Annotated in this window: 16 protein-coding genes, 1 pseudogene and 1 riboswitch; of the genes and pseudogenes, 14 read left to right on the top strand and 3 right to left on the bottom strand. The window is 72.7% G+C overall.

Features of this window, described 5'->3' with window-relative positions:
* The first annotated feature begins 15 nt into the window (after positions 1-15).
* Positions 16-1,128 (top strand): ATP-binding protein, encoded by a 1,113-nt coding sequence (locus ACLZOT_RS12380; protein ID WP_416968873.1) that lies wholly within the window; start codon positions 16-18, stop codon positions 1,126-1,128.
* Positions 1,125-4,208, top strand: a complete 3,084-nt coding sequence (locus ACLZOT_RS12375; protein WP_416968872.1) for a hypothetical protein — start codon at positions 1,125-1,127, stop codon at positions 4,206-4,208. The genes ACLZOT_RS12380 and ACLZOT_RS12375 overlap by 4 nt, the downstream gene beginning before the upstream one ends.
* A gap of 25 nt (positions 4,209-4,233) precedes the next feature.
* On the opposite strand, the gene ACLZOT_RS12370 is transcribed toward ACLZOT_RS12375, so the two are convergent.
* Entirely contained in the window at positions 4,234-5,043 is an 810-nt protein-coding gene (locus ACLZOT_RS12370) for an alpha/beta fold hydrolase (RefSeq protein ID WP_416968871.1), read from the bottom strand.
* A gap of 93 nt (positions 5,044-5,136) precedes the next feature.
* Here ACLZOT_RS12370 and ACLZOT_RS12365 point away from each other — a divergent pair, with 93 nt between their 5' ends.
* The 6 genes and pseudogenes from ACLZOT_RS12365 to ACLZOT_RS12340 all read left to right on the top strand — a co-directional run bounded on the left by ACLZOT_RS12365 (position 5,137) and on the right by ACLZOT_RS12340 (position 10,536).
* A complete protein-coding gene (locus ACLZOT_RS12365) occupies positions 5,137-6,249 on the top strand; it encodes a hypothetical protein (RefSeq protein ID WP_416968870.1) in 1,113 nt (370 codons plus the stop codon).
* On the top strand, positions 6,242-6,937 hold the full coding sequence (locus ACLZOT_RS12360) for a GNAT family N-acetyltransferase (protein ID WP_416968869.1): 696 nt from the start codon (positions 6,242-6,244) through the stop codon (positions 6,935-6,937). Before ACLZOT_RS12365 ends, ACLZOT_RS12360 begins: the two co-directional genes overlap by 8 nt.
* 141 nt (positions 6,938-7,078) lie before the next feature.
* Positions 7,079-7,489 (top strand): annotated as a pseudogene (locus ACLZOT_RS12355) (sigma factor); the annotation flags it as partial.
* 58 nt (positions 7,490-7,547) lie between these two features.
* A riboswitch (cobalamin riboswitch) is annotated at positions 7,548-7,630 on the top strand.
* A gap of 109 nt (positions 7,631-7,739) precedes the next feature.
* The gene (locus ACLZOT_RS12350) at positions 7,740-8,780 is read left to right on the top strand and encodes a FecCD family ABC transporter permease (protein WP_416968868.1); all 1,041 of its coding nucleotides are present in this window, start codon (positions 7,740-7,742) and stop codon (positions 8,778-8,780) included.
* A gap of 5 nt (positions 8,781-8,785) precedes the next feature.
* The gene (locus tag ACLZOT_RS12345; protein ID WP_416968867.1) at positions 8,786-9,541 is read left to right on the top strand and encodes a heme ABC transporter ATP-binding protein; all 756 of its coding nucleotides are present in this window, start codon (positions 8,786-8,788) and stop codon (positions 9,539-9,541) included.
* A gap of 20 nt (positions 9,542-9,561) precedes the next feature.
* Positions 9,562-10,536, top strand: coding sequence for an ABC transporter substrate-binding protein (locus ACLZOT_RS12340; RefSeq protein ID WP_416969061.1), 975 nt, complete (start codon positions 9,562-9,564; stop codon positions 10,534-10,536).
* On the opposite strand, the gene ACLZOT_RS12335 is transcribed toward ACLZOT_RS12340, so the two are convergent.
* Both ACLZOT_RS12335 and ACLZOT_RS12330 read right to left on the bottom strand, forming a co-directional pair.
* Positions 10,533-11,351, bottom strand: coding sequence for a peptidoglycan-binding domain-containing protein (locus ACLZOT_RS12335; RefSeq protein WP_416968866.1), 819 nt, complete (start codon positions 11,349-11,351; stop codon positions 10,533-10,535). The two genes, ACLZOT_RS12340 and ACLZOT_RS12335, sit on opposite strands and share 4 nt — an antisense overlap.
* A 145-nt stretch (positions 11,352-11,496) precedes the next feature.
* Positions 11,497-12,339: an NAD(P)H-binding protein gene (locus tag ACLZOT_RS12330; protein ID WP_416968865.1), complete on the bottom strand. Its 843-nt coding sequence runs from the start codon at positions 12,337-12,339 to the stop codon at positions 11,497-11,499.
* A gap of 88 nt (positions 12,340-12,427) precedes the next feature.
* On the opposite strand from ACLZOT_RS12330, the gene ACLZOT_RS12325 reads away from it, so the two are divergent.
* The 6 genes from ACLZOT_RS12325 (at position 12,428) to ACLZOT_RS12300 (ending at position 18,157) form a co-directional block, all read left to right on the top strand.
* The gene (locus ACLZOT_RS12325; RefSeq protein ID WP_416968864.1) at positions 12,428-13,354 is read left to right on the top strand and encodes an AraC family transcriptional regulator; all 927 of its coding nucleotides are present in this window, start codon (positions 12,428-12,430) and stop codon (positions 13,352-13,354) included.
* A 179-nt stretch (positions 13,355-13,533) separates the two neighbouring features.
* Positions 13,534-14,373 carry an alpha/beta fold hydrolase gene (locus tag ACLZOT_RS12320; protein WP_416968863.1) on the top strand — a complete coding sequence of 280 codons (840 nt, stop codon included), beginning with the start codon at positions 13,534-13,536 and terminating at the stop codon, positions 14,371-14,373.
* A gap of 65 nt (positions 14,374-14,438) precedes the next feature.
* Positions 14,439-15,392, top strand: coding sequence for an ankyrin repeat domain-containing protein (locus ACLZOT_RS12315; protein WP_416968862.1), 954 nt, complete (start codon positions 14,439-14,441; stop codon positions 15,390-15,392).
* Positions 15,393-15,596: 204 nt separating this feature from the next.
* Positions 15,597-16,571: a Dyp-type peroxidase gene (locus ACLZOT_RS12310; protein ID WP_416968861.1), complete on the top strand. Its 975-nt coding sequence runs from the start codon at positions 15,597-15,599 to the stop codon at positions 16,569-16,571.
* A 139-nt stretch (positions 16,572-16,710) separates the two neighbouring features.
* Complete coding sequence (locus tag ACLZOT_RS12305) at positions 16,711-17,616, top strand: ion transporter (protein WP_416968860.1); 906 nt, start codon at positions 16,711-16,713, stop codon at positions 17,614-17,616.
* Between the two features lie 64 nt (positions 17,617-17,680).
* Positions 17,681-18,157, top strand: coding sequence for a MarR family winged helix-turn-helix transcriptional regulator (locus ACLZOT_RS12300; RefSeq protein WP_416968859.1), 477 nt, complete (start codon positions 17,681-17,683; stop codon positions 18,155-18,157).
* The last annotated feature ends 15 nt before the right edge of the window (positions 18,158-18,172 follow it).

Genomic DNA, 18,172 nt, shown 5'->3' with positions numbered 1-18,172 from the left:
CAGAAAGGCCCTCACATGTCCGACCTGCTGCGCGCCCCCGCCGAACTCAAGTACGCCGAGGAGCTGGACTGGCTGGAGTCCGTCGACGACAGCCCCAAGCCCTTCACCTGGCGCCTGTCGCCCAAGATGATCCGCCTGTTCGTCCTCGGCTCCGAGCGGGCCGACGGGCTGGACCGCGAGATCTCCCAGAAGTGGTTCGGCGACCGCGCCATCGTCGAGCGGGCGATCGTCACCCTCGCCTCCGACCGCGGCCTCCTGCTCATCGGCGACCCCGGCACCGGCAAGAGCTGGCTCGCCGAACTCCTCGCCGCCGCGGTCTGCCGCAACTCCACCCTCGTCGTCCAGGGCACCGCCGGGACCACCGAGGACCACATCAAGTACTCGTGGAACGTCTCCCAGGTCATCGCCAAGGGCCAGTCCCGCGAGTCGATGATCCCCTCGCCGATCATGACCGCCATGGAGGCCGGCGCGATCGGCCGCGTCGAGGAGCTCACCCGCTCCACCAGCGACGTCCAGGACGCGCTGATCTCGATCCTCTCCGAGAAGTACATCTCCGTCCCCGAACTCGACAGCGACGGCATCGTGTTCGCGAAACCCGGCTTCTCCGTCATCGCCACCGCCAACAGCCGCGACCGGGGCGTCAACGACCTCTCCTCCGCACTGAAACGCCGCTTCAACTTCGTCCGCATCCCGGTCGTCACGAACAAGAAGAGCGAGGCGGAGATCGTCCGCTTCCGCACCGAGGAACTCCTCCAGCGCCACCGGATCGAACTCGACGTCCCGCCCACCCTGCTGGACGTCCTCCTCCAGAGCTTCGCCGACCTGCGCGCCTCCTCCGCCGCCGCGGGCAGCGACGACGAGAAACTGGAGTCCGCGCTGTCCACCGCCGAACAGATCGGCGTCCTCGAAGACGCGATCCTGCACAGCAACTTCTTCGGCCGACGCGCCCTCACCGCGCACACGCTGGCGTCCTCCCTCGTCGGCTCCCTCGCCCGGCGCGCGCCCGAGGACCTCGCGATCCTCAACAAGTACCTGCACGGCGTGATCGAACCGCGCGGCAAGGAAGAGGGCGGCTCCTGGCCCGAGTTCCTCGAAGGCGGCCGGGCCGCGATCGCGACGCTGTCATGAGCGGGCCCTTCGACGCGCTGCGCGTCCAACTCGACGACGCCGCCCAGACGTTCGCCGACGGCCCCGACGCCCTCGAAGGCATCCTGCGGGGCATCGTCGACGACGTCGACCGGGCGATACGCGAACCCCTGGAGATCTTCCCCGTCTGCCACCACTCCCCGGCGTCCGCGCTCGCCATGGCCCGCCGATTGCGCGAGAAGCAACCCCGGGTGATCTACCTGGAGTTGTGCGAGGACATGGCGCCGCTCCTCACCGAGCTGCGCAACTGCCGCCTCCCCGTCGCCGTCCAGGCGTTCGCCGGCGAGGTCGAGGGCTTCCCCCTCGACTGGGCGCCCCTGTCCGTCGTCGCCCCGATCACCGAGGCGTCCGCCGAGTACCAGGCCATCGCCTACGCCCTCGACACACCCGGCGTCGAACTCGTCCTCGTCGACCGCTCCTCCGACCACGTCTTCCAGTGGGAGACCCCGCGCGGCGCCGACCCCGCGCCGGGCGACGAGGACAGCGCCCTGCACGGGGACGCCGTCGGCGTCGAGATCGGCGATCTGCGGCCCCGGTTCGGCGAGCTGGAGGAACACCTCCTGCGGCACGGCAAGGTGAGGCACTGGTCCGAGTGGTGGCACCAGTACGTCGAACTCCCCCTCGGGGACGGCGACCACGACACGTACCGGCAGGTCATGCTCCTCATCGGCAGCCTCTTCCGCCGCCTCGCCCCCGGCGACACCCGGCGCGTCGCCATCGACGAGGACCGCGAGCGGTACATGTGGACGCGGATGCGGGAACACCTCGCGGCGAGCGGCGCCGACCCCGCCGACTGCCTGTACGTGTGCGGCGCGTTCCACGCGGCCAGCCACGTCGACGAGTTCGGCATCGCCGGCACCGACACCTTCACCATCACCCCGCCCAGCGGCACACAGTGGCGCCACGGCCTCATCCCCTCCAGCAACACGGCCATCGAGACACAGTTCGGCCTCGCACCCGGTTCGGTGTCGATCGCGGCGACGGAGTGGACGAAGAACCTCAGACGCACCCGCGTGAAGCCGTACCGGCTGGAGGGACAGGCGGGGACGGGGAAGGGGCGCAGGAAGAAGGCCGGGGCGACGATTTCCTCCGGGACGGCGGCGGGGAGCCGCCAGGGAACAGCCGCGGTCGTGGCCGGCACGAGCGGGGTCACCCCACCGCCGGCCCCTGAGGCACCCGAACCGGCACCGGCCGGCTCCGCCTCGGCACCCGCCGCCGTGGCCCCGGGCGCCTTGGGGGCCACGGAGAGTGCGCTCCCCGGGCGGCCGACGGCCCTGGACGACGCGGCCGGCTCGGCACCGAGTGCGTCGGCCGAGTCCGCCACGCAACTCGCCGCATCCGCCTCGGCACCGCCCGGCGCCCTGGGCCCCACGCCGGGAGCCACGGCCGTACAGCTCCCCTCCCCGCCGTCCGCCACCACACCCTCGCCCGCCCCCGACCGCCTCACCGGCTTCCTCCGGCGTCCCCCGGTCCTCGACCCCGTCGACGAGGCCGAACTCCTCGGCTGGTCCGTCGACATCGTGCACGCCGCCCGGCGCAACGGGTACCTCGCCTCGACCGCCGACGCCATCGCCGTGTTCGAGACGTCGATCCTCCTCGCGGGGATGCGCGACCGGGCCAAGCCGACGCCGTACGACTTCCAGGACGCGGCCGTCACCTGCATCGAGAAGGACTCGGTGCCGGGGCGGCGGGACGTCGGCAGGCTCGTCGAGATCATGATGGGCGGGGACCGGATCGGGCAGGTCGGGTACGACGCGCTGCCGCCGCTCGCGCGGGACGTGCACGACAGGCTCGTACCGCTGAACCTGAAACTCCAGCAACGCGGCGTACAGCGCGCCCTGTTGGACATCGCCGGGCAGCCCGAGCTGGGCGCCTGCTCCGATGTGCTGTGGATCCTGCGCAGGCTGCTCCCGAAGGGTGCCGCGCGGCCGATCATGGGGGAGCGCAAGCTCGGGGAGCGGTCGATCCAGGAGTCCTGGGACCTCGCGCTCGGCACCCACCAGCGCGAGCTGATCGAGCTGGGCTACGAGGGCGTCAGCGTCGAGCAGGTCCTCGAACAGCGGCTGCGCCGCGCCGCGTACGGCCCGCAGGCCACCGCCGCGACCGTCCTGGAGGCCGTCGAGGACGCCGTGCTGTACCTGCGCAGCCGCCGCCTCGCCGACGAACTCGGCACGCACGCCCTGGAGGTCCTCTCCCGGGAACGCGGGGTCGACGGAGCGCCGGAGGTCCTGCGCCGGGTACGCCGCCTGCTCGCGTACTACCGGACGAACGAACCCGCGCTGCCCGCGTGGATCGAGTCGTTCGTCAAGACCGGCTACGCCCACTACTGCACGCTGCTGCCGACCGCGTTCACCGACGAGGACGCGACCGTACGGCAGGTCGCCGCGATGCTGGGCTTCCTGTTCAGCATGGAGAGCCTCGCCCTCTCGCTCGGCTGCGACCGTACGCAACTCGAACTGGCCGTCGGGCAGTCGCATCCCGAGGACGCCGGGGACACCGCGAAGACGGCCCTGCTGTGGGCGGCCCAGACCCACCTGGGCACCCTCCCGCGCGCCGAACTCTCCGCCCGCTGCGAGGCGTTGCTGTCCAGCCCGCTGACCGTCCCGGCCTACCCGCGCTACCTCAGCGGCTTCCTGCACGCCCTCGAACCGGTGCCGCAGCTCGCGGACTTCGTCGTCGAGGCCGTGTCCAACGCGTTCGGGCGGCTCCCGGACTCCGTGCTGCTGCCCTGGCTGCCGACGCTGGTGACGACCTTGCGCGCGAGCGGCGCCGAACTCGCCCCGCTGCTGATCCGCGAGGCCGACCGGCTCTTCCCGGCGCGGCTTCCGGCGCTGGACGCGTGGACGCCGCCGTGGCGCGAAGAGGGCGTCGTGGCGGGCACGCCGGTGGCGCGGACGGGTGGCTCCACCCTCCTCGCCGCCCACCCGGAGACCTGCGACGCGCTGGCCGGGCTCCTGGGGTGCGCCGGTCCGTGGCGGGTGACGGAGGCGGTGCAGGGGGTGACGCTGCTGGACCAATACCCGGACACCGTACGGGAGGTGGAGGTGCTGCTCAGCCGGTGAGGGCCGCTCGGCCGCTGAGGTCCGCTCAGTCGCTGAGGTCCGTGAGGAGCGGCCTCAGGCGGGCCGCGAACTCCTGGGGATACTTCGCGTATCCGCAGTGCCCGCCCGGGAACTCCACCAGTTCCAGGCCGAGTCGGGCGGCCAGCTCCACGGCCGGGCGGTGGATGTCCTGGTCGCGGGAGCCCTCGCCGCCCGCGATCGCGAGGTGGCCGGTGAGCGGGGCGGTGGCGGCCAGGTCGGGGAGGTGGGTGGAGGTGGGGTGCATCACGTGGGCGAGGAAGAAGCGCGTGTTGTCGTGCGCCTCCGGGAGGTCGGGCGCCGGGCGTCCGCCGAACAGCGCGCAGAAGACGGCCATCCCGGCGGCCTCGCCCTCCTCGTCGAACGCCCGGCGGGCCCGGTCGACCAGGGCGAGGAAGTCGTCCGCGTCGGGCAACAGGCCCAGCGCGGGCGGCTCGTGGGCGACGAGGGCCGCGACACGGTCCGGGTGCAGGCCCGCGAAGTGCAGGGCCGCCAGCGCCCCCGAGCAACTGCCGAAGATCCGCACCGGCTCGCCGTCCGGTACGAGGCGGTCGAGGAGCCGGGCGATGTCCGCGCCGTGCTCCTCGACCCGCTGGTCGGCGGGCGGGCCGGTGAGGGCGCTGCGCGAATTGCCGCGCGGGTCGCAGGAGATGACCCGGTGGTCGGCCGCCAGCTCGTCCGCGAGGCCGGTGAAGACCCCCGCGTCCGAGTTGCCGCCCGCGAGCAGGAGGAGGGGAGGGCCTTCGGTGCCGCGCACCTCGTAGTAGAGCGTCGCTCCCGGGGCCGGGAGGGTGCCTGCTCGCGCGGGTGAATTCATGAAACCCCCAGTGAACTGCCATGATTCGACGTACAGTTACCGAATCCGCACTCAGCGTACGGGCGGCGTGCGTGAAGAGGTAGGGGGACTTCGATGAGCGACGGGCCGCGCATTCTCCTCAACGCCGAGGCGTTCGGCTTCGGGCCGGCCGCCGCGTCGGCGCTGCTCGCCGAGGAACTCGCCGCGTGCGGCGCCGAGTTGGGGTACATCGGGGGCGGGCACACGCTCGATCTGCAGCACCGGCCGCCCTACACGGCCGTCCACGACATCACGGACCTCTCCGAACCGGCCCGCCTCGAACGGCTGCGCGGGCTCGCGGGCGAGTACGACGCGCTCCTGACGTCCATGGACTTCGCGCTCGGCCTGACGGCCCGTCAAGCGGGGTTCCGGGTCGCCGTGTACGACGCCCTGGCCTGGTTCTGGCCGTGGGTGTGGCCCGTCGTGCGCGACGAGAGCGTGCTGTATCTCGCGCAGGACTTCTTCGGGGTGCGCGAACGGGTCGCCGGGGAGCGGGAGTTGGCCGGGCGGGCGGTCGTCGTGCCGCCGCTGGTCGAACCCGGTGCCGGGTGGGCCGGCGGCGGGCGCCAAGTCGTCGTGAATCTCGGGGGGTTGTGCAATCCCTTCTGGGATGCCGGGGAGGTCCAGGCGTACGCGCGGTTCGTCGTCGAAGGAGTACGGGGCGGAGTGCCTGCCGAGTACTCCGTGGCCGTCGTCACCAGCGAGGGCATCGCGCGGGAGCTGGGGGACTCGGTGAGCGGGGTGACCGTCGGGACGTACCGGCGGGCCGAAGTCCTCGACCTCCTGCGCGACGCGCCGTACACCTTCATGACCCCCGGGCTCGGCAACATCTACGACGCCGCCGCGGTCGGGGTGCCCGCGGTGCTGCTGCCGGCGACCAACACGACGCAGGCCCGGCAGGCGGAGGCCGTCGCCGCGAACGGGTACTGCGACGGGCACATCGACTGGGCCGACCTCGGGCAGACGGTCGACTTCGGGAACGGGGCGCCGGACATGGAGGGCGTCCTCACCTCCGCGCTGAGCGAGCTGGACGGGGACAGCGACGGGCGGTTCGCGCACCGGGTGAAGGAATCCCTGACCGCCATGGGGACAGGCCGCGCGGCCGGCCTCCTCACCCGCTTCGGAGCCGGAGGCGCCCGGGCCGCCGCTGCCGCGGTGGTGGAGTGGGCCCGGGCCGGCGATGCCTGAAGCCGCGCTGCTGGGGCGGGTCCGGGGCCTGTGGGAAGGTCTCGCGGGCTCCGGGGCGCGGTTTCCCGCCGACGGTGGAACACAGGTCGTGGTCTCGCCGGGTTCACGCCTGTGCCCGCCCGCCTGGGTCGGTGCGGTCCGGATCGGGGACTCGGCGCTGGTCACGGCGCCGGACGAAGCCACGGCGCGGCGGATACCGGCCGACTTCGAAGCGCTGAGGCCGACGGGGGAGGCAGGGGGCATGCCGGGGTCGGCGCGAGACGCGCTGGGCCCGGCGGCCCTCGCCTACCTCCCGCCCGGCGGCCTCCGCGTCACCGCGACCGCGGCGGTCGCCACGCCGGAAGCGGTCCGCCGCCTCCTGGAGACCGTCGGCGCCGAGGACGCGAACGAGAGCGGCCTCGCCGACACCGACTCCCCGGTCTTCGCCGTCCGGTCCGGCTCCCGTCTCCTCGCCGCCGCCGGTTACGAGGTCTGGCCCGCCTCGACCGCCCACATGTGCGTCCTCGCGGCCCCGGAGGCGCGCGGGCGGGGCCTGGCCACCGAGGCCGCCGCCGCGGCCGTACGGCACGCCCTCGACGCGGGGCTGCTGCCGCAGTGGCGGGCACGGGTGGGGGCTTCGCGGCGGGTGGCGGAGAGGCTGGGGTTTCGGGAGGTGGGGGAGCAGATGAGTGTGCGGTTTCGGATATAGGTGCTTGAGGTGGGGCGGCTTTTCTTTGTACGTGCCGTGCGAGGTGTGTGTGGCGCAGTACAACCGGGAGACCCTGGAGGCGAGTTACAAAGGCAGGTCCATCGCGGACGTCCTCGACGAACCGACCAACGGCCTCCATGTCGCCGACGCGGACAGGTCGTCGTAGAGGGCACCCCGGAACAGGTCGCCACCCACCCCGCCTCCCGCACCGGCCGCGGCCTCGCCTTCCTCGACCTGATCCAGGAGGGCGACACCGGCCTCATCCGCGCCGTGGAGAAGTCCGACCACACGAAAGGCTTCAAGTTCTCCACGTACGCCACCTGGTGGATCAAGCAGGCCGTCAGCCGGGCCATCGCCCACCCCCGAGGAACTCGCCGAGAAGGCCGACGTGCCGGAGTCGCCGACTTGGCCGCCCGCGAGCCCGGGATCATCTCCCTGCGCTACGGCCTGTACGGCGTGACGCGCGAGCGGATCCGGCAGATCGAGGCCAAGGCGATGTCGAAGCTGCGCCACCCCTCCAGGTCACAGGCGCTGCGGGACTTTCTGGACTGAGCGGCGGCCTCTTGCGGAGGCCGTGAATCGGTTTGTTAGGCTCCGCTTGCCTCCCGCGGGGGAAGTCCGGTGCGAATCCGGCGCTGACCCGCAACGGTGTGCGCGGAGAGCCGAAAGCTTTCCGCGCGAGCCCGATCGCCCACGGCCGGCACAGCGACCCGTACGACCGCTCGCCGTGGACTGCGAGAGGGGACCGCAAGCCGTGTCTCCCGCGTGACGTCCGTCCGGCGGCCTCAGCCGAAGGACCGCCGTGCGCCGAACACCCCTCGCCCTGCTGACCGTTGCGCTCGCCCTGCTCCTGCTGCTGTCCCTGCTCGCCGGAGTCGTCCTCGGCGCCTCCGGCATCGGCGCCGCCGAATCGCTGAGACTCCTGTGGGCCGGACTCACCGGCGGAACCGTTTCCGCACAGGACGCCGGCGACTACACCATCGTCTGGGAGATACGCCTGCCCCGCGTCGTCCTCGGCGCGTTCGCCGGCGCCGGGCTCGCCTCCGTCGGCGTCGCCGTCCAGGCCATGGTCCGCAACGCGCTCGCCGACCCCTTCGTCCTCGGCATCTCCTCCGGCGCCGCCGTCGGCGCCAACGCCGTCATCCTCCTGGGCGCCTTCGCCGGGCTCGGCGTCTGGGCCCTGTCCGTCTCCGCGTTCGGCTCGGCGCTCGCCGCGATGGTCCTCGTCTACGCCGTCGCCCGCACCCCCCGCGGCCTCACCCCGCTGCGCCTGATCCTGACGGGTACGGCACTGGCGTACGGGTTCGAGGCGATCACGACCGTCATGGTGTTCAGCGCCGCCCGGGGCGAGGCGGCGCGCTCGGCGATGATGTGGCTGCTCGGGAGCCTCGGCGGGGCGACCTGGGCGCAGGTGCCGATCGCCGCCGTCACCGTCGTAGCCGGGTGGGCGTGGCTGCGGCGGCGGGCCGGGGCGCTCAACGCGATCGCGATGGGCGACGAGACGGCGGCCTCCCTCGGGGTGCGGCCGGAGCGGCTGCGGCGGGAGCTGTTCCTCGTGACGGCCGCCGTGACCGGCACGCTCGTCGCGGTCAGCGGGGCGATCGGGTTCGTCGGGCTGATGGTCCCGCACCTCGTGCGGATGGCCGTCGGCGCCGATCACCGCCGCGTCCTCGCGCTCGCCCCGCTCGCCGGGGCCGTCCTCCTCGTCTGGGCGGACATCCTGTCCCGCCTGCTCCTCGCCCCCGCCGAACTCCCCGTCGGCGTGATCACGGCCGTCGTCGGGGTGCCCGCGTTCCTGCTGCTGATGCGGCGCGGCGGCCACGCGTTCGGCGGAAAGTGGTGACCGGCATGCGGCTCGACGTGGACGGCGTGAGCGTCGAAGTGGCGGGCGCACGCCTCGTGGACGGCATCCGGCTCGCCGCCGGACCCGGCGAGGTCGTCGGGCTCGTCGGCCCCAACGGCAGCGGGAAGTCAACCCTGTTGAGGTGCGTGTACCAGGCGCTGCGGCCCGGCACGGGGACGGTACGGCTCGACGGCGAGGACATCCGGACGATGGCCCCGCGCGCCGCCGCCCGGGTGCTGGCCGCGCTGCCGCAGGAGTCCGGCGCCGAGTTCGACTTCACCGTCACCGAGGTCGTGGAGATGGGCCGCCTCCCGCACCAACGGCGAGGCGCTGCCGAGGACCTGAAGATCTGTACGGAGGCCATGGCGGCGACCGGCGTCGGCCACCTCGCCGACCGGGGCTTCCTCGCCCTGTCCGGCGGCGAACGCCAACGCGTCCTGATCGCCCGCGCGTTGGCCCAGCAGCCCCGCGTCCTGGTCCTCGACGAACCCACCAACCACCTCGACATCGCCCACCAGTTGGACGTCCTGTCCCTGGTGCGTGACGCCGGCCTCACCGTCCTCGCCGCGCTGCACGACCTCAACCTCGCGGCGGCGTACTGCGATCGGCTGTACGTCCTCGACGCGGGCCGCGTCGTCGCCTCCGGCACCCCCGCCGACGTCCTTCAACCCGCCCTGCTCGCCGAGGTGTTCGGCGTCAAGGCCCACCCCGTGCGCCACCCGGCCACCGGCGCCGTACAACTTCTCTTCGACCGCCTGTAAAGGAACCCCCTGTGCCCTCCCTGCGTCAACTCGCCGCCGTCGCCCTGTGTCTGACCGTCACCGGCTGCGGAGCCTCCGTGGAGAAGACCGCGTCCGCCCCGGAGGACAAGTCGGTCACCATCACCAACTGCGGGAAGAAGGTCACCTTCGACCGGGTCCCCGAGCGGGTCGTCACCAACGACGTCGGCATCACCGAGCTGATGTTCGCGCTCGGCCTGGAGGACCGTATGGCCGGGTTCGCGATGCCCGACGACAAGGGCGACCTGAGCGGCGTGCCGTGGAAGGACGGGTACCAGAAGGTCAAGTGGCTCTCCAAGGACCAGCTGACGAAGGAGAACGTCCTCGACGCCCGCGCCGACCTGGTCTTCGCCGGGTGGAACTACGGCTTCCGCGAGGACAGCGGCTTCACCCCCGACGCCCTCGCCAAGCTCGGCGTCCCCTCGTACATCCTCACCGAGTCGTGCCGCAACGGCCGTACCGAGACCTCGCGCGGCATCATGCCGCCTCTCGAAGCGCTCTACACCGACCTCACGACCCTCGGGCAGCTCTTCGGCGTCGAGCAGCGCGCGGCCACCCTGATCGCCTCCTTCAAGAAGGAGATAGCCCAGGTCGAGGCGCCCGCCGAGCGACCCAAGGTGTTCCTCTACGACAGCGGCCAGGACGCGCCGTTCACCTCCGGGAAGTACGCCGCGCCCGACCAGATCATCAGCGCGGCCGGCGGCGAGAACGTCACGCACGACGTCGACGACTCCTGGACGACCGTCGGCTGGGAGACCGTCGTCGCCCGCAACCCGGACGCCATCGTGATCTGCGACTACGGGAACGTGAGCGCCGAGCAGAAGCGGAAGTTCCTCCTGTCGTACGCGCCGCTGAAGAACGTCGCGGCGGTGAAGAACAAGAAGATCTTCGTCCTCGACTACGTCGACCTGGTCGAGAGCCCCCGCAACCCGTCCGCGATAGCCCGCCTCGCCGCGTACCTGAAGACCGTCTCCTAGGGCGCGCGGGTCTCCGACTCCAGGGACTGCCGGGTCGCCGTGCCGTACACGCCGGACTCGTCCGAGAGGATCAGGCGCGTGAACTGGTAGGTGCGGACGGCGCTCTGGACGCTCTCGTCGTAGACGCCGGTGGCCTCGCCGTCGTACCGGCCGAGCTGCTTGAGGCGCAGTTGCAGCTCCCGCACCTGGGCGCCGGTGTCGCCGAGGCGCAGGACGCGTGGGGCCTCGTCGCCGCCCGCGGTGGGCGTGGGGTCCGGGGCGGTGGTCGGCGATGCGGCCGGGTCCTTCGTCGCGGTCGCCGTCGGGGACGCGGCCGGCGAGTCCGTCGGGGAGGCGCTGGTGCTCTCGGAGGCCGACGCCGACGACGAGGGGCTCGTGGACGCGGAGGCGCTCGCGGAAGCGCCGGGCGTCAGCGACGCGCTCGCCGAGACCTGGTCGGGGACGCCCTCGCGCAGGTCGTCCTGGAGGTGGTCGCCCCGGGACGGGGTCTGGTACAGCGAGACGCCGACGAGGACACCGGCCGTCACGGCGAACGTCGCCGCGGTGACGGTGACGATCGCGATCCGGCTGCGCCTGGCGGGCGGCTTCTCGTCGGCGTCCGGGCCGAGTTCGGGGTCGGAGCCGTCCGGGTCCGGCTCGGGCTCGTCCTCGGGGAAGAGGCCGGGGCCCGGGCCGGGCTCGGGGAGGAAGTCGTACGTCGGGACCTCGGCGGACGGCGGATGCTCCGGGGTGGATTCCTCGGCGGACTCCGGGGCGGGGCCCCGGGCCGATCCGTCCTCGCCCCCGAACGCCGCCCTGCCGTTGTGTTCGCTCACGCCTTGATCCCTCTCCACGAGATCTCCGATCCTATGCGGAAGTCCCACTTTCAATCTTCACGGGTCTCCACAAGTGGAGGGCCGGATACGGGAGTTGGGATCGGAGGTTCCCTCCAGGCCCGGGCACCGCCGGGCCCGCGCGCCGCTACGCCCAGGCGCCGGACGCGGCGGCCCGGGCGGCGTACTCGGTGAACGCGACCGGCTCCCGGCCGAGAAGCCGCGCCACGGTGTCGCTCGGCGCCGCCGAGTGCCCGGCCCGCACCGTCGCGAACAAGGCGTTCAGCTCATACGCGGCCTCCTCCGCGAAACCCTGCTCCAGCAACTCGGCACGGTACTCCTCCGGCGTCAACTCCTCGTAAACGATGGGCCGTTCGGCCGCCCGGGAGATCTCCGCGACCGCCTCGCCGAACGTCAGCGCCCGCGCCCCCGACACGTCGTACACCTCCCCTTGGAGGCGGCTGCCGGACGTCAGCAGGACGGCGGCCACCTCGGCGATGTCCCGGACGTCCACGAAGGGTTCGGGGGCGTTCGCGGCGGGCAGGGCGAGGCGTCCCGCGCGCAGCGGCGCCCGCCACAGGTCCTCGTCGAAGTTCTGGTGGAAGTTGTTCGGCCGCAGGACCGTCCACTCGACCCCCGACTCCCGGACGGCCTTCTCCGCGGCGGTCATACCGCGGAACGTGTCGGCCGGGACCCGGTCCACGCCCCGCCCGGAGAGCGCCACGAACCGGCGCACCCCGGCGGCGACCGCCTGCCGCACGAAGGGCTCGGCGAGGCCGGGATCCTCCGGCGCGAGCAGGTGTACGGCGCTCGCCCCCGCCAACGCCCCGGCCCACGTGCCCTGTTCGGCCCAGTCGAAACGCACCGCGCCCTTCCGCGAGGCCGCCTTGACCTCTCGCCCCGTCGCCCGCAGCGCCGGAACCAGGCGCCGGCCGACCTTGCCCGTCGCGCCCAACACCAGGACTGTGTCTGTGGATGTGTATGTCGTCATGCCACGAGTCAACTGGGCCGTCAAACCGGGGGACATGGCCGATCGTCCGGAGGAACTGTGTGATCGTCCGGGCCACTAGGGTGGAGCCATGGATCCGTTCGACGATCTGCTGCAGGGCGTGCGCGCGGACGGGGGCGGGCTCACGCGCACCGACCTGTCGCCCCCCTGGTCCGTGCCGCTGGGCGCCGCCGGAGCGCTGACGCTGTGCACGGTCCTGCGGGGCGCGGGCCGCCTCGACACCGGAGACGTCCTGCGGCCCGGCGACACCGTCGTGGTACGCGGCCCGCAGCCCGTCCGGCTGTCGGACGCGGGCCCGGCGGAGACCGTGCTGCTCTGCGGCACGTACGACGCGCGGGGCACGGTCGGGCGGCGGCTGGTCGGCGTGCTCCCGGAGGTCGTCGTGGTGCCCGCGGGGGAGGGGTGCACGCCGGTCGTGGAGTTCCTGCACGGGCAGGGCGACGCCTGCGGTCCCGGCGAACGCGTCGTCCAGGACCGGCTGTTGGACTGGCTGCTCGTGTGCGCCCTGCGCGGCTGGTTCGACCGGCCGGGGAGCGTGCCGCCGGGCTGGTTCGGCGCGCTCGGGGACGAGGTGGTCGGGCCGGTCCTGCGCGCCATGCACGAGGCGCCCGAGCGGGCCTGGACGCTCGTCGGACTCGCCGCCGAGGCGGGGGTGTCGCGCACGACGCTGGCCGACCGGTTCACCCGGCTCGTGGGGACACCGCCGCTGACCTACCTGACGTCGTGGCGCATGAGCCTCGCCGCCGACTGGCTGACCGGTTCGCGCGAGACGGTCGGCACGGTGGCGCGGCGGGTGGGGTACGCGGACGCGTTCGGGTTCAGCGCGGCGTTCAAGCGGGCTCACGGGGTGAGTCCGAGTGTGTACCGGAGGTCCACGGGGGCGCGGGCGCGGGGGGATGCGGGGATGAGTGCGGGTGCGGACGCGGGGGTGGGCGTCGGGGCGGGCCCGGGGGCAGAGGCAGGCGTAGGGGCAGAGGCAGGCGTGGGGGCGAGCTGATAATCTCACCGCAGGCGCGCTCGACCGCGCCTGTCGACCGTCGACATCGACCGAGGAGGTGAGTCCCATCACCGCAGGAGCAGGCAGGGCACTCACCCCGGACGAGTCCGGACGACGCGGCTGACCCAGGTTCAGCGCTCGGAGTGCCTTGATACGGCACACCGAAAGGCTCGAACCCCATGGCGTACGACTTCTTCCCCGCCCCCGACGGCACCCGTCTCGCCCTCCACTCCACCGGCACGGGCGACCCCCTCGTCTGTCTCCCCGGCGGCCCCACCGACTCCGCCTACCTGGGCGACCTCGGCGGCCTCACCGACCGCCACCGGCTGATCCGCCTCGACCTCAGGGGCACCGGCCGCTCGGCCACCCCGGCGGACCCCGCCTCCTACCGCTGCGACCGGATGGTCGACGACGTCGAGGCACTCCGCGTCCACCTGGGTCTCGAAAGGGTGAATCTGCTGGCCCACTGCGCGGGCGCGAACCTCGCCGCCCGGTACGCCGAACGCCACCCCCAGCGGCTCGCCCGGCTCGTCCTCGCCACCCCCAGCACCCGCGCCGTCGGCTGCGAGATCACCGGTGAACAACGGCTGGCCACCGCACGCCTGAGGCGCGGCGAACCCTGGTTCCCGCCGGCGTACGCGGCCCTGGAGGCGATCGTCGCGGGCAAGGGCGACGCCGACGCGTGGGAGACCGTCACACCGTTCTCGTACGGCCGCTGGGACGCGCGTGCGCAGGCGCATCACGCCGGGGAGTCACTGGATCCGGTGATTCTGACGACGTACGGGGCTGACGGGGCGTACGACCCCGCGCGCACGCGGGAAGCGCTCGGCCGGGTCGGGGTGCCGGTGCTGGTGATCGCCGGGGAGGTCGACGTGGTGGCTCCGCAGCCGGTGGTGGAGGAGTTCGCGGGGATGTTCCCGGCGGCGGAGGTGGCCGTGCAGAAGGGCGCCGGGCACTTTCCCTGGCTCGACGGGCCCGAGGAGTTCGCGCAGGTCGTGGCGGGGTTCCTGGGAGGTTAGGGGGCGTTGTCAGTGGCGTCTGCGATGGTGGGGGAAGTGGTGATCGGCACGGGGAGGACGCGGGCATGAGCGGCGGGGACTGGGCGGGCATGGGGTGGGACTGGGCGGACCACGAGGGCATCCGCGCGCGGCTCGACGCGGGCGCGGATCCCGAGGCGTGGAGCGGGGGGCGGCCCCTGCACACCGCTGCCCTCCGAGGCTCGCCCGAGGTTGTCGCGGAGATCGCCGGCCGTGTCGCCGACGTGGACGCGCTGGAGGAGGGGCGGACCGCGCTGTGGGAGGCGGTCGAGTCCCGCCGCGTCGAGCACGCCCGCGCGCTCGTCGCGGCCGGCGCGGACCCCTGGCTGCCCCAGCTCGGCGGCTGGTCCCCGGGCCGCCTCGCCCTCGCGGGCCCCACCCCGGACCTCTTCGAACGGCCCGAGGGCGAGGCCGGGTTGACCGAGGCGGAGCGCCTGGCCGCCGAGGAGGCGGCGCAACTCGTCGGCGCCCTCGGGGAGTTCTACTACGACGGCATGGGCGTCGCCTGCGTCGCGGGCATCGACGCCGACGAGGCCGTACGGCGCTTGGAGGGCGGCGAGGTCGAGGCGGAGTTCCTGGAGGATCTGCTGGACGCGCCGTACGACTTCGAGATGGACGAGAGCCTGCTGATCGTCGGCGTGACGACGGTGCTCGGCGGGTGTGTCGTCGTCCAGCCGTGGGGGTACGGGCCGCAGATGCCGGGGGTGATGAAGCGGCTGACCGTCGGGACGCGCGGGTACGGGGTCTACGCCAACCCCAAGAGCGGCAACCAGGGGTGCATCGTCCGGGACGGCGTGGTGGAGGGCTGGGACCTGCATCCCGGCGGCGGGACGGACGTCGGACAGACCTCCGAAGAGGTGCTCATGGGCTACCTCTACTCGCTGAAGCCGATGGCGTACGCCTGCGCGTGGGCGGGGCTGAGGCCTGCGGACGCGCAGGCGTTCACGGGCCGGCCGGACCGGTGGGTGAAGCTGCCGGACCGGGACTACTGGGAGGAGTGAGGCGGCGCGGGCGCCGTCCGGACAACCGTGCGACCCATGGGCGCCGTTGGCGCCGGGCGCGCGAGGACGGAAGGTGGAAGCCGTCACTCCGCGACCGCGCTTCGGAGCCCGGTCGGCAGGGCATGTGACTACCGGGCCCCAGGTCCGGACATCCGCACATACACGCGTCACCGGATCCGGCAGGGATCCGCAGGGAGGGGAGCCATGTCGTCGTCCAGGTCTGCTTCGGAGGTCCGGCCGGATGAGGAGCGGGTGCCGTCGGCCGAGCGGGCACAGCCCGTCGTGGGAGCCCCGGCCTCCGCCGCCGTCTTCCTGGTCCTCACCGTCGAACCCGGCGGCGAACCCGTGGCCCGGGACCTGCTCGCCGGGCTCGCCGGACTCGTCAGGTCGGTCGGCTTCGGGCACCCAGAAGGGCAGCTCTCGTGCGTCGCGGGCATCGGCGCCGACGGCTGGGACCGGATCTGCGGCCCCGTCGGACGCCCCGCCGCCCTGCATTCCTTCCCGCCCCTCGAAGGCCCCCGGCACCGGGCCGTCGCCACTCCGGGCGACCTCCTGTTCCACCTCCGCGCCACCCGCCCCGACCTGTGCTTCGCGCTCGCCACCGAGATCGTCAAGCGGCTGCGCGGCGTCGCCGTCCTCCAGGACGAGGTGCACGGCTTCTCCTACTTCGACGCCCGCAACCTCCTCGGCTTCGTCGACGGCACGGAGAACCCGGTGGGCCGCGTCGCCGCCGAGACCGCGCTCGTCGGCGCGGAGGACCCGGCGTTCGCGGGCGGGTCGTACGCGATCGTCCAGAAGTACCTGCACGACGTGGAGGCGTGGGAGAAGCTTGCCACCGAGGAGCAGGAGGGCGTGATCGGCCGGACCAAGGCGACCAACATCGAACTGGAGCGGCCCGGTTCGCACGCCGACGTCAACACGCTGACCGGGGACGACGGCGAGGAGCGGCGGATCCTGCGCGCCGCGATGCCGTTCGGGCGGCCCGGACACGGCGAGTTCGGCACGTACTTCATCGCCTACGCGCGCGACCCCGAGGTCCCCGAGACCATGCTGCGCCGGATGTTCCTCGGCACCGAGGACACCGGGCCCGACCCGATCCTCGACTTCTCCGAGGCGGTCACCGGCACGCTGTTCTTCGTACCGTCCACGGACCACCTCAAAAGGCTCGCGGCCCGCTGAGACGCGCGTCTCTACTGTCCTGTAGAAGCTCTGTCCTGGTAGAAGTGTCCCCGGGTGATCATTCAACCCGCCCTTGTCCGGGGTGGGTTGACCGGGGGGCGCCCTCCCGCACGCGTGACGAAGGAGCTAGGGCAGCAGGATGCCGCACATGCAAGACCGGGCGATCGAGACGGGCGCCGCGCCGATGACCACCGCCCGCCGGGAACTCGCCGACCGCTGCCGCGCCGTGACCGAGTCCCGGTGGTTCGCCCTCACCGTCTTCGCGGTGATCCTCCTCAACGCGGCGCTGCTCGGCGTGGAGACCTACGCCGGGCTCGTCGCCCGATGGCAGACGGGGCTGCGGTTCGCCGAGCACCTCTGCCTCGCCGTCTTCACCGTCGAACTGCTCATCCGGCTCGGCGCGCACGCCGACCGGCCCCGGGACTTCCTCAAGGACCCCTGGAACCTCTTCGACCTCGCCGTGATACTGACGACGTTCCTCCCGGTCGTCCGGGAGAACACCACGATCCTGCGGCTGCTGCGCCTCGCCCGCGTCCTGCGCAGCGCGCGGTTCCTGCCCCAGCTGCGGGTCATGCTGGTCGCGGTGGTCCGCAGCCTGCCCGGCACGCTGAGCTTCCTGCTGGTCGGGGCGCTGCTGCTGTACGTGTACGCGATGGTCGGCTGGGTCTTCTTCAGCCGGGAGGACCCGCAGCACTACGGCTCCATCGGGCGGGCCGTCCTCACCCTCTTCCTCCTCATGACGCTGGACGGCATCGGCGACGCGGTCCACACGGGGCTGGAGATCTCGCGCTGGAGCCTCGTCTACTACGCCTCGTACGTCCTGCTCGCCTCGTTCGTGCTGGTCAACGTGTTGATCGGGGTCGTGATCACCTCCTTGGACGAGGCCCGTGATCTGGAACGGGAGATGGAGCGGGAAGCGGAACGGGAGCATCGGCAGCCGGCCGGGGAGGACACCGAACTCCTCCTGGCCCGTATCACCGCCGCCCGGCAGGCACTGGACGACCTCGAACGCGACCTCGCCGGGGCGGGCAGACCAGGGCCTTGACCTCAAGTTAAGTCCAGGTCCTACCGTCGTATGCGTCACCGAACGCACCGAGGGGGAACCCGACATGACGACCCAGCACCCCGCCGACGCCGAACTCGCCGCGCAGCCCGTCGCGTACTGGACCGGCGTCGCCTACCAGGCGACCATCGCCCGCATTCGCACCCACCTCGCCGAACTCGGCACCTCCCAGCCGCAGTTCTGGATCCTGCGCCATCTTTCCCGCGACGATCTGTCGGTGGACGGGCAGGGGCGGACGGTCACGGAACTCCGGGACGCCATGACCACCTACCTCCGCCCCGAGGACGACCTCGCCACCGAGGCGGAGACCCTCCTCGCCAAGGGCTGGATCACCCGCGACGGCGACGACCGGCTGTGGATCACCGGGGCCGGCGAGGAGGCGCGGATGACCGTCAAGCGGCACGCTCCCGCGATCCGTGAGGAGATGCATGAGGGGATCGACGATGCCGACTACGTCACGACCGTGAAGGTGCTCAGGCGGCTGATCCTCAACTCGGGTGATCCAGAAGGGGTGTTGGCTTGAGAGCCGGGGCGGCTG

It is taken from the genome of Streptomyces sp. 4F14 (assembly GCF_048159485.1).
Lineage (GTDB): Bacteria > Actinomycetota > Actinomycetes > Streptomycetales > Streptomycetaceae > Streptomyces.
This window is presented reverse-complemented; position numbering and strand designations above follow the sequence as displayed.

Excerpts from the sequence above, each read along its gene's own strand:
- ACLZOT_RS12380 (WP_416968873.1), top strand. The coding sequence starts at position 16 with ATGTCCGACCTGCTGCGCGCCCCCGCCGAACTCAAGTACGCCGAGGAG.
- ACLZOT_RS12375 (WP_416968872.1), top strand. The coding sequence starts at position 1,125 with ATGAGCGGGCCCTTCGACGCGCTGCGCGTCCAACTCGACGACGCCGCC.
- ACLZOT_RS12370 (WP_416968871.1), bottom strand. The coding sequence starts at position 5,043 with ATGAATTCACCCGCGCGAGCAGGCACCCTCCCGGCCCCGGGAGCGACG.
- ACLZOT_RS12365 (WP_416968870.1), top strand. The coding sequence starts at position 5,137 with ATGAGCGACGGGCCGCGCATTCTCCTCAACGCCGAGGCGTTCGGCTTC.
- ACLZOT_RS12360 (WP_416968869.1), top strand. The coding sequence starts at position 6,242 with ATGCCTGAAGCCGCGCTGCTGGGGCGGGTCCGGGGCCTGTGGGAAGGT.
- ACLZOT_RS12345 (WP_416968867.1), top strand. The coding sequence starts at position 8,786 with ATGCGGCTCGACGTGGACGGCGTGAGCGTCGAAGTGGCGGGCGCACGC.
- ACLZOT_RS12330 (WP_416968865.1), bottom strand. The coding sequence starts at position 12,339 with ATGACGACATACACATCCACAGACACAGTCCTGGTGTTGGGCGCGACG.
- ACLZOT_RS12325 (WP_416968864.1), top strand. The coding sequence starts at position 12,428 with ATGGATCCGTTCGACGATCTGCTGCAGGGCGTGCGCGCGGACGGGGGC.
- ACLZOT_RS12320 (WP_416968863.1), top strand. The coding sequence starts at position 13,534 with ATGGCGTACGACTTCTTCCCCGCCCCCGACGGCACCCGTCTCGCCCTC.
- ACLZOT_RS12315 (WP_416968862.1), top strand. The coding sequence starts at position 14,439 with ATGAGCGGCGGGGACTGGGCGGGCATGGGGTGGGACTGGGCGGACCAC.
- ACLZOT_RS12310 (WP_416968861.1), top strand. The coding sequence starts at position 15,597 with ATGTCGTCGTCCAGGTCTGCTTCGGAGGTCCGGCCGGATGAGGAGCGG.
- ACLZOT_RS12305 (WP_416968860.1), top strand. The coding sequence starts at position 16,711 with ATGCCGCACATGCAAGACCGGGCGATCGAGACGGGCGCCGCGCCGATG.
- ACLZOT_RS12300 (WP_416968859.1), top strand. The coding sequence starts at position 17,681 with ATGACGACCCAGCACCCCGCCGACGCCGAACTCGCCGCGCAGCCCGTC.